Raw genomic sequence first — 12,029 nt, 5'->3', positions numbered from 1 at the left:
GCAGTGGGAACGGAGACCTGGAAACGTTCCGCTGCCCGCCGCAGCGGCCAGCCGTCGTCGACTACGCATTTGGCCAGCTGGAGCCTGCCCCGCGAGGCGAGAAAAGCGTAAGGGTGGGACACGAAGACCTCCGTTTGTGGAACTGGACTCTAGACAAGCCCCACTCCACTCGGAGGTCTTCTTCATGTCACCAAGCCACGCCGACCCGTCACTAACGTCCGTGGTCAATACAACTAGGTAGCAGCAGATGTTGTTTTGAGGGCTCAAAACGACATCTGCTGCTACCCAGTTGGCTCTAAAAGCCGGCGATCGTTCCTGGTCCGTTGACTGCCACGATGTGGAAGGCCTCGGCACTGCGGCCTGCCGGCAGCCCTGCCCGCCCCGCATTTGCCAGCATCCCGGTGCGGACAGCCGCCTCCATGACCTCAACGTCGGGGTGCTGGCTGACATGGACGTGTATCGCCTTCAACTTGGTGTCCACGTGGTCGGTAACGTCCACGAAGTGGTTTTCCCGTTCTTCCGGGCCCGCGTACAGCCACAACCACGGTAGCTTGTAGGCTTCCAGGCCGGCTTCGGCGAGTTCCGGGTATGCAAAGGGGTTCTCCAGCGCCGGGTAGACGGCGCGCGTGACCGCCTCGCCGACAGCCAGGTGGTCCGGGTGGCTCTTCTGGATCCGTTTCCAGTTGCGCTCCGGATGCATGGCGAGCACAACGTCGGGCCGGAGTTCCCTGATGAGCTTGACCACGCCCTTCATGACCTCGTGTGAGGGCTCCAGGTAGCCATCCCGCTGATGGAGGTAATGGATGTCGGAGACCCCAACGAGTTCCGCTGCCCGGAGTTGTTCCGCCGCCCGCAGGGCGATGATATCCGCCCGGTGGACCGGATCGAAGCCGCCGGCATCGCCGTCGGTCATGATGCAGTAGCTCACCTGCACCCCCGCTGCAGTCCAAGCGGCAATAGTGCCGGCCGCGCCGAAGTCGATGTCGTCAGGATGGGCCGCGAAACAGAGCACCCGCCCAACCCGGTGCGTTGCGGGGTTGAACGGGCTCTGTGCTGAAACAGCAGGATCAGTCAAAGAATCAGCCTTTTCGCTTCTTGATTTCTTCCGTGGCCTGGGGCAGGACGTCGAAGAGGTCCCCGATAATGCCGAAGTCGGCGATCTCGAAGACTGGCGATTCGGCATCCTTGTTCACGGCCACAATCACCTTGGCCGTCTGCATCCCGGCCTTCTGCTGGATCGCTCCGGAAATTCCCGCAGAAATGTACAACTGCGGGGATACCGTCTTGCCGGTTTGGCCCACCTGGGCGTCATGGCTGATCCAGCCTGCATCGGTAGCCGCGCGGGAGGCGCCGACGGCTGCTCCGAGGGCGTCGGCCAACTGCTCGACAGGGCCGAAGTCGCCGTCCACGCCGCGTCCGCCGGCCACTACGATGCGCGCATCGGTGAGGTCGGGCCGGCCACTGGCCACCTTCTGCTCACGGGCCGTGATGCGCGCGGCGGCCGCAATGCTGTCAGCCGGCACGTCAAGCGTGACCGATTCGGGAGCAGTAGGCGCCGCAGCGGGCTCGGGCGTGACGTTGTTGGCCTTGACTGTCAGCACCGAGACCGGCGTGGTGGTCTTCGCGGCGGTGTTGTAGGAACCAGCGAGGACGGATTTGTGTGCTGTACCGTCCTGGTCCACGGCCACTACATCGGTGATGACGCCCGCCGAGAGGCGGATCCCCAGGCGCGCGGCAATTTCCTTGCCCTCCGGGGAGTTGTCCAGGAGCACCGTGGTGGCTCCGGCCGTCCGGGCCGCCGCTGTCAGGTAGGCGGCCTTCGGTGCCACCAGGTAGTCGTCCAGGTCCTGGGCGGACGGGCGGTAGACGCTACTGACGCCGTATTCGGCGAAGGCTGCCGACACGTCGCTGCTGAACTCGCCGTTGACAGCTACTGCCGTTTCGCCCAGGGAACGTCCCAACGTGAGCAGTTCGAGGCTGCTCTTCTTCAGCGCGGCGCCAGGGTTGTCAATGAAAATAAGTACGTTTGCCATGTCTGTGATCCCTCTTAGAGCAGCTTCTGGGCGGCCAGGAAGTCCACCAGTTTGATGCCGGCGTCGCCTTCGTCGGTGATGATGGTGCCGGCGGTGCGGGGCGGGCGTTCCTCTGCCGACGTCACCGTGGTCCACGATCCGGCGTGACCCACCTGCGAGGGATCAACTCCGATGTCCGCGAGTGAGAGCGTAGTGATGCTCTTGCGCTTGGCCGCAATGATGCCCTTGAAGTTGGGGTAGCGGGGCTCGTTGATCTGGTCGGTTACCGACACCACCGCCGGCAACGGCGCTTCGACGGTCTCGGAGTACGTGTCGGCGTCGCGGCGCGCGGTGAGCCGTCCGCCGTCGACCTCCAGGGACGAGGCAAAGGTAACCTGCGGCAGGCCCAGCCGTTCTGCCAGCTGTGCTGGCACCAGGGAGGTTTCGCCGTCGGTGGAGGCCATTCCGGTCAGCACCAGGTCCACAGGGGCTCCTGCGCCGAGGTGGCGGATGGCCGCCGCCAGAGCGAGCGAGGTGGCGGCGGCATCCGAGCCGGCCAGGGCGTCATCGGTGAGGTGCACGCCTTCGGTGGCGCCCATCTGCAGCGACTTCTTGACGGCGTTCACGGCACCGGAGGGTCCCATGCTGAGGGCGATGACCTGGTTTCCGGCTTTGCTGCCGCCCCGGGCCTCGGCCAGCTGCAGTGCTGCCTCAAGCGCGTATTCGTCCAGCTCGGACAGGATGCTTTCGTCACGGTCCGTGGTGTAGCCCTCCCCGTTGAGGTGCCGGTCGAACTGGGCGTCCGGTACATGCTTGACCAGGACGATGATCTTCAATGTCTCTTCCACTGTATTTACAGCAGCCTTCCATGCTTGTGGATAGCCAGCCGGGTGAGGTCATGGCCGCGGAACGCCCGGGGTACGGGTAGATCCTAGCTAACCATATAGAAGTACCCCGGCGACGTCGCGTTAACGCCTGTGTCAACCGGTTTGCCTATGGCGCAGAAATGACGACGGCGGGCCCCCCTTTCCAGGGACGCCCACCGTCGTCGGAACTTCTTTTTGGCAGAACAGGTGCCGGGGACTTACTGCTCGGCTGCGGCGCCGAGCGTAACATCCAGCGTCTGTTCCTGGCCGTTCCTCTGGACCGTGATCTTGACCTTGGCGCCGGCGGCCTGCTCGCGGACCGCGGCAGTCAGCTGGTTGGGTTCGCTGATGGTCAGGTCGTTGAAGCGCGTGATGACGTCGCCCACCTTGAGGCCGGCATTCGCTGCTGCCGAACCCGGTTCGACCGTAGCGACGTCGGCACCGACCGAGAAGCCTGAAGAGGATGAGGTGGATGACTTGTCCTTGACGCTGACGCCCAGCTGGCCATGGGAAACCTTACCGGTGTCGATGATTTCCTGCGCCACGCGCTTGGCGTGGTTGATGGGGATGCTGAAGCCCACACCAATGTTGCCGCTGGAGGAGGAGTCGGATCCCGCCGAGGCGATGGCAACGTTGACGCCGATGATCTCGCCCTTGCTGTTGACCAGTGCGCCGCCGGAGTTTCCGGGGTTGATGGCCGCATCCGTCTGGATCACATTGATGGAAATGGAGCCCTGGTCCGTCGGCTGCTGGCTTTGGCCACCGCCCGGTGGCGCAAACTTGAAGCCGCCCTCGTCGTCACCTTCGGACTCGTCCCCGTCTTTCGGCGCCGCTGACGACGCCACGCTGATGGTCCGGTTCAGGGTGGAAACGATGCCGTCCGTCACTGTTCCGGTGAGGCCCAGCGGGGAGCCGATGGCAATGGCCGTGTCCCCAACGTTGAGCTTGCCGGAGTCCCCGAGGGTCGCGGGCCTCAGGCCGGAGGCGTCGTCCGCCTTGATGACTGCGAGGTCGGAAAGCGGGTCGGTGCCCACAAGCTTTGCGGCGATCACCCGGCCGTCACTCGTACGGACCTCAAGTGCCGCGTTGGCCGTCGCTCCATCCAGGGTCACTACGTGGGTGTTCGTCAGGATGTGGCCTTCATCGTCCAGGATGATGCCCGAGCCTGTACCGCCTGAACTACCACTGGTGGCGCTGATGGTCACCACGCTCGGGGAAGCCTTCAGTGCAGCCGCGGTGATTGCGTTGACGTCGTCTTTGTTGTTGACGATGACCGTTTCAGGCTGGCTGCTGCCGACAGCGGAGGAATTCCCGCCGTCGAAGAGGTCGCCCGAACCCACCGTGGCCACTCCGCCGCCCACCAGACCGGCCGCGAGGATACTGGCCACGAGGGTGCCTACACCGAAACTTGCCTTTCGGCGGGGCGCATCGGCAGGATTCGGAGCCAGTGCCACTCCGCCTCCGCCCTGCCCGGCAGAGTGAGCGTGCTGGCCATACTGCGGCTGATGGTACTGCTGGCCCTGGCTGTGCGGACCGGCCTGGTTGTGGCCAGCGTCGTTGTGCGCGCCGAAGGTTTGGCCGGGCTGGTGTTGGCCACCCTGGTGGTTCTGCTCTCCGTAAAAGGGTGCGCGCGGCGGGTAGACCGGACGGGGAGCGCCGGGAAGCTGCTGGGTGGGGTAGCCGGTGGTAGGTTCAGTGTCGAGCCTTTGGGTGGGGTTTTCTCCGGTGCTGGAGCCCGCCCGTGCCTCGGTGGGCTGCTGGTCACCATTAGGCTGCTGGTCCCCCTGGGCCGCTGACACGGGATCGTGCAGCGGTGCCGGGTGACGAGCGGCCGGCGGTGCTGGCTGCGGCGCGTCGGGCTGCCGCGGATCCCGGGGTTCGGGCGCTGCACCTGGCGTTGGGTTCTCAGTCATTGGACTTCCTTTCATCCTCGTCTGCCATTAACTATGAACCTTTTGGCTGGAACAAATTCGGACGTTGGCTGGGAGCTTCCTGAATGCCTCGACGCCACCGCTCCCGGCCCGCCGATTTCGTTTCGCTGGTGGCATATTCGGCTTTGTGGACGCACCAATAGGTGCACCATAGAATCAAGAGGAATTGCCACAGCGACCTGCGGCTTTACACCACGCGTGGGGGCGCTGCTGCATTCTGAGACGACTGATTCGTCCCGAATCGGTGTCAGGCGTGCTGAAGGGTTGCACATGCGGTCAAAGTTCAAACGTATCCTCGCCGTGATTGGCCTGACTGGCTTGTTGGCGGCTCCCGCCGGCGCGGCCTGGGCCGAAGATCCGGTGACGCTGGATCCGGCGACGAAGATTGTCGACTCCGCCGGCGTGCTGGGCGGCGGCAAGGCCGACGTTGAGGCAGCCATCAAGAAGCTTGGCACAGACCACGCCATGGTGCTCCACGTCGTCACCGTCAAGAAGTTCGAAAACCCCACGGATCGGGAAGCCTGGTCAGACCAGGTAGCCGAAAAGGCCAGCCTTGGTTCGAATGCGCTGATTTTTGCCGTGGCCACCGAAACCAGGCAGTACGTCCTGAATAAGGGCGGCAGCAAAATCACCAACGCCCAAATCGAAAACATCAAGAGCAAAGCCATCGGCCCCCAGCTGGCGAATAACGACTACGCCAAAGCGGCCATCAATGCTGCCGCTGCCATCGGCGACGCAGCGGGAGGCGGGAGCGGCAATGTCCCGTCTGAAAACGGGGCAGGCACTGCCATCCTCGTAGGCACCGGAGTATTGGCCGCAGGAGGTGCCGGCGCCTACCTGTACCTCAGGAACAAACGGAAGAAGGCCGGCCAGGCGTCCACCGCCAGCTACGGTCCCCAGGGCGCCGAACTCGATCCGCTTGCCTCGCTCAGTGTGGAGGAACTCCGACGCAAGAGCGGATCCCTGCTCATCGAAGCCGATGACGCGATCAAGTCCAGTGAGCAGGAGCTGATGTTCGCCCAGGCCCAGTACGGCGATTCCGCAGTCGGCAACTTCACCAAGGCGCTGGAGGAAGCCAAAGGACATATGTCCGAGTCCTTCAAACTCCAACAGCAGCTGGATGACCATATTCCCGATACCGAAGAGCAGCAGCGCAGCTGGCTGGGCGAGATCATCCGCCGTTCCGAGGCTGCCCTCGCTTCCCTGCAGGAACAAAAGGCCGATTTCGATTCACTGCGCGAGCTGGAGAAGAACGCGCCACAGGCACTCGCCACGGTCAAGGCCGGGGCGCGGGAAGCCGACGCCAAGATCGCCAACGCTGAGCAGTCGCTGACGACTCTCCGCTCCAAATATGCGGACAGCGCCCTGGTCCAGGTCGCAGACAACATCACGCAGGCCAAGGAGCGGCTGGCCTTCGTCCAGAACGCCACGGCAACTGCAGAGCAGAAACTGGCTGAAGGAGAAGCCAGCCTCGCGGCAGTGGCTGTCCGCGCCTCCGAAGAGAGCCTCCACCAGACAAACGTTCTCCTCGACGCCATCTCCAAGGTCTCCACCAGCTTGGATGAGGCCCGCAACGGCCTTGAAGCCGCCGTCGTAGATACCTCCCAGGACCTCGCGCAGGCCCGGGCCATGATCCAGTCCGGAGCCCACCCGGAACTCGCCGGCCCGGTGGCAGGCGTCGAGTCCGCCCTGGGGCAGGTCAAGGCTGAAATTCAAGGCGGAAAGATCGATCCCATCGCTACCCTGCAGCGTGTCGAAACGGCACACCAGGCACTGGACCAGGCGCTGACCGGAATCCGCGACCAGCAGGAACAGGCTCGCCGGGCACAGGCCTCGTTGCAACAGACGATCATGTCCGCGCAAGCCCAGATCAGTGCCACGTCGGACTACATCACGGCACGCCGCGGCGGGGTCGGCACGGAGGCCCGCACCCGACTGGCTGAATCCCAGCGAAACCTGGACTACGCACTCTCCATTTCGCGCAACGATCCCGTCACTGCCCTCACGTACGCCCAACAGGCGCACGCCCTCGCAGCCCAGGCCGCCCAGCTAGCCCAGGCCGACGTCGACAACTTCGGCGGCTATGCCAACCAGGGCTACGGCGGTGGAGGCATGTTCGGCGGAGGCGGCGGAGGTGGCCTCGGCGGTGCCATTCTCGGCGGCATCCTCATCAACTCCATCCTCAACGGCGGCAGCGGCGGCGGTTGGGGCGGCGGCCACAGCGACGGCGGCGGCTGGGGCGGCGACGGCGGCGGCTTCGGCGGTGACTCCGGCGGCGGCTGGGGCGGCGATTCCGGCGGCGGCGGAGACTTCTGACCCATAGGACTAGGCGCCGGGCGGAACGACCCACCCGGCGGATAGATAGCGGTACAACAACTGTTCACTGATTTCAGTGGCCACCACTGAGCAGGACGAAAGGTAACACCATGGTTAAGCAGTCCATTTTCGGCCGCATCGCGCAGCTTGCAAAGGCAAATATCAACTCCTTGCTGGACAACGCTGAGGATCCGCAGAAGATGCTGGACCAGATGGTCCGGGACTACACCAACAACATCGCCGAGGCCGAATCGGCCGTGGCGCAGACCATCGGCAACCTGCGCATGCTCGAGGACGACTACAACGAAGACGTCAAGAATGCCCGCGACTGGGGCAACAAGGCCCTCGCTGCGTCGCGCAAGGCCGACGAGTACCGCAGCAGCGGGCATGCTGCGGACGCCGAAAAGTTCGACAACCTGGCCAAGGTGGCGCTACAGCGCCAGATGTCTGCCGAGAACGAAGCCAAGGGCGCAGAGCCCAGCATCTCTTCCCAGCGGGAAGTGGTGGACAAGCTTAAGACCGGCCTGGACCAGATGAAGGGTAAGCTCAACGAGCTCACCAGCAAGCGCAATGAGCTCGTGGCCCGTTCCAAGACAGCAGCGGCCCAGTCGCAGGTCCACGATGCCATCAAGAGCATCGACTTCATGGACCCCACGTCCGAGGTAGGCCGGTTCGAGGAAAAGATCCGCCGTGAAGAGGCCAAGGTCAGGGGCCAGCAGGAACTTGCCGCCTCCAGCCTGGACGCCCAGTTCAACCAGCTTGAGGACCTCGGCGAGCAGGTCGAGATCGAGGCGCGCCTTGCCGCACTGAAATCCGGCAACACAAGCAAGCCCGCAATTGGTGCCTCGGCCGGCGGTCAGGGTGCTGAGTCCACGGTGGACGAAGCGGACTTCGACAAGCTCTAACCAGCAGGCGTCCGGGCTCGCCGGGCAGGCTCAAGGCCGGGGTTCGCAACGAACCCCGGCCTTCGCCGTCTCCTGAACGCTGAACGCTGAACCCAGCATCACCCCCGCCTCAGCCCGTGCCGCTCGTTCCCGGATGTGTGTAGCGTGGAGGGCATGTCCTCCCCCGCCGCAACCTCCATCGTCTGGCTCCGTGATGACCTCCGACTGGACGACAACCCCGCGCTAATGCGGGCCGTCGAGCTCGGCCTGCCCCTGACTGTTCTGTACATCCTCGACGAGGAATCGGCCGGAATCCGGCCTCTCGGAGGAGCAGTCCGCTGGTGGCTGCACCACTCACTGGCCTCGCTCGCCGCCGATCTCGAGGACGCCGGATCCACCTTGGTCCTCCGGCGGGGACCGGCCGCCCGGATCCTCCGTGACCTGGTCCAGGAAACCGGCGCAGGCCATATCCTATGGAACCGCCGCTACGGCGGTCCGGAACGGGCTGTGGACATCAGTATCAAGGAATGGGCCGCCGGGGAGGGCATCGAAGCGGCCAGTTTTCAGGCCACCCTCCTCTTCGAGCCGTGGACCGTTACTACCGGCAGCGGCGGCCCGTACAAGGTCTTTACGCCATTTTGGCGCGCCTGCCTCGCCTCAGGGGAGCCGCGGCTGCCCTTCGACGCACCCGCCGCCCTGCCATCCCCCGCCACGGCGGGCCGGGACAACTATGCCAAAAGCGATGCGCTGGAGTCGTGGTCGCTGTTGCCGGAATCACCCGACTGGAGCGGTGGCCTGGCGGCAACCTGGGAACCGGGCGAAGCGGGCGCGCACGGCCGCTTGGAGGATTTCCTGGACGGCCCGGCGGCCGACTACGGAACCGGCAGGGACGTCCCCGGCATTGAGGGAACCAGCAGGTTGTCCCCCCATCTCCGCTTCGGTGAAATCAGTCCGTTCCGCGTGTGGCATGCGCTCAGGCAGCGGTTTCCGCGCCAGGCGCCGGCCGACGCCGGCATCTTCCGGTCCGAGATTGGCTGGAGGGAATTCTGCTGGCACCTCCTCTATGTGAATCCGCAGCTCGCAACCCGCAATTATCGGCCGGAGTTCGACGACTTTGCCTGGGAGGAACCATCCCAGGCCGAGCTCGGAGCCTGGCAGCAAGGCAGAACAGGTTACCCGTTGGTGGATGCCGGCATGCGCCAGTTGTGGACGACCGGTTGGATGCACAACCGGGTCCGGATGGCAGCCGCCTCATTCCTGGTCAAGAACATGCTGGCCGACTGGCGGCTGGGTGAGGAATGGTTCTGGGACACATTGGTCGACGCTGACTCGGCCAGCAACCCGGCGAACTGGCAGTGGGTGGCCGGTTCAGGGGCGGACGCGTCGCCCTACTTCCGAATCTTCAATCCGGTCACGCAGAGCAAGAAGTTCGACGCCGGCGGACGGTACTTAAGAAAGTATGTCCCGGAAATCGCGGGCCTCAGCGACAAGGACATCCATGAGCCGTGGAAGAACAGTGAGGCTGCAGGCAGCTACCCGTCGCCGCTGGTCTCCTTGGCCGAATCCCGGGAGCGGGCGCTGGAGACCTATCAGAGGCTGAAGGACGGCCGTTAGCGGCTGACTTTGCCCATCAGGGACGCGATGGGCCGCAGGAAGATGGGCCTGGCAAGGAACCAGGCTGCCACCATCACGGCCACCGACACGAGGAAGATCCAGAAACCGAGCCAGCCGTCACCGTCGGACACTGCGTACATGTGGTTCAGGTTGCGCAGGGCGCCGGTCGCGAGCACCAGGAACACGTGCACCACGATGAACGCCACAAAATAGATCATGACGGGGAAATGGATAGCCCTTGCCAGTTCGATCGGGTACGCCTTGTTCAGGGCGCTTGCCTTCTTAGGCCAGGCCGAGGAGGTCCGGATGCCGGAGATAAAGGCCAGGGGCGCTGCGACAAATACAGTGAGGAAGTAGGTCAGTAACTGCAGAGCGTTGTAGTTAACCCAACCGTTTTCGGTAGGCCAGTTCAGCGATGCGTACTGCAGGGCCGCGGACAACGCGTTCGGGAAGACATCCCAGCTCGTGGGGACAATCCGCATCCACTGTCCCGTGGCAAAGAGGAGGATGGCAAACACCACTCCGTTGAGGATCCACAAGGCGTCCAGCGTCAGGTGGAACCACAGTTCCAGGGTGATCTTTGTGGGCGGCGTCTTGGTTTTGATCAGGCCCTTGTTGTTGCGCGTCCAGTGACCGCTGGGCCGGGTGGTGGTCCGCACCTGCCAGCCTGTCCGGATGATCAGCAGCAGGAAAAACCCATTGAGGAAATGCTGCCATGCGAGCCAGGCAGGGAATCCCACCGGAGCGCCCTTCGGGAGCTCGGAATGGCCCGGGTAGTCCACCAGGAATGAAGAGACGGCCGGCAGTTCCCTCAGCCATTTCGCGAGCAAGACCACCAGCACCAGCGCCACCAAGGCAGCGGGAACACCCCAGTAGAGTTTGTTCCGCTTGCCCGTCGCAGGACCGGACTTTTTGGTGGGTGTGGACATCGAACAACATTCCTCTCGAGAATGACTGACCTGTGGCCCAAAAATCTGAGGCCCTGCGAAAGAGAATACTAGGAACTACTAGCAATCAAAGAAAAAGAAGACCCCGGGCGGCATATCTGCCGGCCGGGGCCTTCACTTGGTTGCGGGGACAGGATTTGAACCTGTGACCTCTGGGTTATGAGCCCAGCGAGCTACCGAACTGCTCCACCCCGCGTCGCTTGATCAACACTACCTTACTTTTGCCGGCACAAAATCCACGGCGCAGGAAGGGGGCATGGCAAGCCTAACCAGTTCGGGCATGCTGGCATTTCACCACTAGAGAGTCTTCCAGCGTGTTACGTTAATAAAAATGATTCTCAACAAGGTTGAAGTGGGCGAATCCATGAACACAGACGTGCCGGCCGTGGCCGTCGCCGGTTTCCTCGGCGCAGGCAAGACAATGTTCGTCAACCACCTTTTACGCCATCCAACTGCACGTATAGGCGTCATCGTGAATGACTTTGGCGACATCAATATTGACGCCGGCCTCGTCACAGGACAGATCGACGAACCTGTTTCCATCGCAGGAGGATGCGTTTGCTGCCTGTCGGACAGTGACGGTCTCGAAGGGGCACTCCAGAAACTGGCGAACCGGAAACTGGGCCTCGATGCGATCCTCATCGAAGCCAGCGGGATCGCTGACCCGCTCACTCTGCGGCACCTTCTCCGTTTCAGCGGTGTCAAACGCGTCCGACCGGGCGGGGTCATCGACGTTGTAGACGCGGTGGAGTACTTCCACACCATCGATTCCGGGTCCCTCCCCCCGACCCGATTCGCGGCCGCCACCCTTGTTGTCTTGAACAAAACCGATCGGCTCGATCCACAGACTCGTGAGGACACACTCGCCCGCATCGAGCAACGTGTTCGCGAACGCAACCCTTACGCCCACATCATCCGTACCCACCATGGCCGTATCGACCCCGCCTTGGTGTTCGACGCAGCAACCCGGGAGGAACCCGCTGAGGAGTTACCACTCCGCTCTCTTCTCCTCGATGCCCACACCAAACACGACGCGAAGCACCACACCGAGCCACACCAGCACGCGACAGCTGTGTCCACACAAAATAACGGAGTAGTCGACGCCGGCCGCTTGCTGGATCTCCTCGAAGAACCGCCACCGGGCGTATATCGGATCAAAGGCGCAGTCCTGGTCAGCAGCGGACGCAGAATCCAGCGCTACCAGGTCAACCTGGTAGGGCGATCCATCCACATCAAAGCTCACTCCGCTACCGCTTCCACGCTTTCCGGCCAACGCCCCGCGAACCAGCAACCGAATCAGCTGGTGGCGGTGGGCCTGCATGTGGACGTGCCGATCACACAGGCACGACTTCGCAGCGCCCTTGAGCCCACCCAAGGGCAGGATGTGGAGGCCGGGTTCCGGCGCCTGCAACGCTACCGGCGCCTCAGCAGGTAGCCGGGAACCACCCAACGATGCCCG

Annotated in this window: 9 protein-coding genes, 1 tRNA gene and 1 pseudogene; 4 read left to right on the top strand and 7 right to left on the bottom strand. The window is 63.7% G+C overall.

Annotated features, from left to right (window positions below):
• The 5 genes and pseudogenes from ACLKOZ_RS12940 to ACLKOZ_RS12920 form a co-directional block, all read right to left on the bottom strand.
• Positions 1 to 122, bottom strand: a pseudogene (locus ACLKOZ_RS12940) (IS481 family transposase); the annotation flags it as partial.
• 173 nt (positions 123 to 295) lie between these two features.
• Positions 296 to 1,075 (bottom strand): PIG-L deacetylase family protein, encoded by a 780-nt coding sequence (locus ACLKOZ_RS12935; RefSeq protein WP_436475531.1) that lies wholly within the window; start codon positions 1,073 to 1,075, stop codon positions 296 to 298.
• A 4-nt stretch (positions 1,076 to 1,079) separates the two neighbouring features.
• Complete coding sequence (locus ACLKOZ_RS12930) at positions 1,080 to 2,033, bottom strand: electron transfer flavoprotein subunit alpha/FixB family protein (protein ID WP_436475529.1); 954 nt, start codon at positions 2,031 to 2,033, stop codon at positions 1,080 to 1,082.
• Positions 2,034 to 2,047: 14 nt separating this feature from the next.
• Positions 2,048 to 2,848: an electron transfer flavoprotein subunit beta/FixA family protein gene (locus tag ACLKOZ_RS12925; RefSeq protein WP_337345933.1), complete on the bottom strand. Its 801-nt coding sequence runs from the start codon at positions 2,846 to 2,848 to the stop codon at positions 2,048 to 2,050.
• A gap of 248 nt (positions 2,849 to 3,096) precedes the next feature.
• Positions 3,097 to 4,791, bottom strand: coding sequence for a trypsin-like peptidase domain-containing protein (locus ACLKOZ_RS12920; RefSeq protein ID WP_436475527.1), 1,695 nt, complete (start codon positions 4,789 to 4,791; stop codon positions 3,097 to 3,099).
• A gap of 288 nt (positions 4,792 to 5,079) precedes the next feature.
• On the opposite strand from ACLKOZ_RS12920, the gene ACLKOZ_RS12915 reads away from it, so the two are divergent.
• From ACLKOZ_RS12915 to ACLKOZ_RS12905, 3 genes are all read left to right on the top strand, one after another.
• Positions 5,080 to 7,125: a TPM domain-containing protein gene (locus tag ACLKOZ_RS12915; RefSeq protein WP_436475525.1), complete on the top strand. Its 2,046-nt coding sequence runs from the start codon at positions 5,080 to 5,082 to the stop codon at positions 7,123 to 7,125.
• Between the two features lie 110 nt (positions 7,126 to 7,235).
• Positions 7,236 to 8,030, top strand: a complete 795-nt coding sequence (locus ACLKOZ_RS12910) for a PspA/IM30 family protein (protein ID WP_337350955.1) — start codon at positions 7,236 to 7,238, stop codon at positions 8,028 to 8,030.
• Between the two features lie 153 nt (positions 8,031 to 8,183).
• Positions 8,184 to 9,623, top strand: coding sequence for a cryptochrome/photolyase family protein (locus tag ACLKOZ_RS12905; RefSeq protein WP_436475522.1), 1,440 nt, complete (start codon positions 8,184 to 8,186; stop codon positions 9,621 to 9,623).
• On the opposite strand, the gene ACLKOZ_RS12900 is transcribed toward ACLKOZ_RS12905, so the two are convergent.
• Both ACLKOZ_RS12900 and ACLKOZ_RS12895 read right to left on the bottom strand, forming a co-directional pair.
• Positions 9,620 to 10,552 carry a cytochrome b/b6 domain-containing protein gene (locus tag ACLKOZ_RS12900; protein WP_436475520.1) on the bottom strand — a complete coding sequence of 311 codons (933 nt, stop codon included), beginning with the start codon at positions 10,550 to 10,552 and terminating at the stop codon, positions 9,620 to 9,622. The genes ACLKOZ_RS12905 and ACLKOZ_RS12900 overlap by 4 nt on opposite strands.
• 137 nt (positions 10,553 to 10,689) lie before the next feature.
• A tRNA-Met gene (locus ACLKOZ_RS12895) sits at positions 10,690 to 10,766 on the bottom strand.
• A 135-nt stretch (positions 10,767 to 10,901) separates the two neighbouring features.
• Here ACLKOZ_RS12895 and ACLKOZ_RS12890 point away from each other — a divergent pair.
• The gene (locus tag ACLKOZ_RS12890; protein ID WP_436475518.1) at positions 10,902 to 12,005 is read left to right on the top strand and encodes a CobW family GTP-binding protein; all 1,104 of its coding nucleotides are present in this window, start codon (positions 10,902 to 10,904) and stop codon (positions 12,003 to 12,005) included.
• Positions 12,006 to 12,029 lie beyond the last annotated feature (24 nt).

The organism is Arthrobacter sp. R4, assembly GCF_051365025.1.
GTDB lineage: Bacteria > Actinomycetota > Actinomycetes > Actinomycetales > Micrococcaceae > Arthrobacter.
The sequence above is the reverse complement of the archived record's forward strand: the minus strand, read 5'-3'. Positions and strand labels throughout refer to the sequence as shown.

What these genes read in the sequence shown, in the direction of transcription:
- ACLKOZ_RS12930 (WP_436475529.1), bottom strand. Translation starts at nt 2,033, where the DNA reads ATGGCAAACGTACTTATTTTCATTGACAACCCTGGCGCCGCGCTGAAG.
- ACLKOZ_RS12920 (WP_436475527.1), bottom strand. Translation starts at nt 4,791, where the DNA reads ATGACTGAGAACCCAACGCCAGGTGCAGCGCCCGAACCCCGGGATCCG.
- ACLKOZ_RS12915 (WP_436475525.1), top strand. Translation starts at nt 5,080, where the DNA reads ATGCGGTCAAAGTTCAAACGTATCCTCGCCGTGATTGGCCTGACTGGC.
- ACLKOZ_RS12910 (WP_337350955.1), top strand. Translation starts at nt 7,236, where the DNA reads ATGGTTAAGCAGTCCATTTTCGGCCGCATCGCGCAGCTTGCAAAGGCA.
- ACLKOZ_RS12905 (WP_436475522.1), top strand. Translation starts at nt 8,184, where the DNA reads ATGTCCTCCCCCGCCGCAACCTCCATCGTCTGGCTCCGTGATGACCTC.
- ACLKOZ_RS12900 (WP_436475520.1), bottom strand. Translation starts at nt 10,552, where the DNA reads ATGTCCACACCCACCAAAAAGTCCGGTCCTGCGACGGGCAAGCGGAAC.
- ACLKOZ_RS12890 (WP_436475518.1), top strand. Translation starts at nt 10,902, where the DNA reads ATGATTCTCAACAAGGTTGAAGTGGGCGAATCCATGAACACAGACGTG.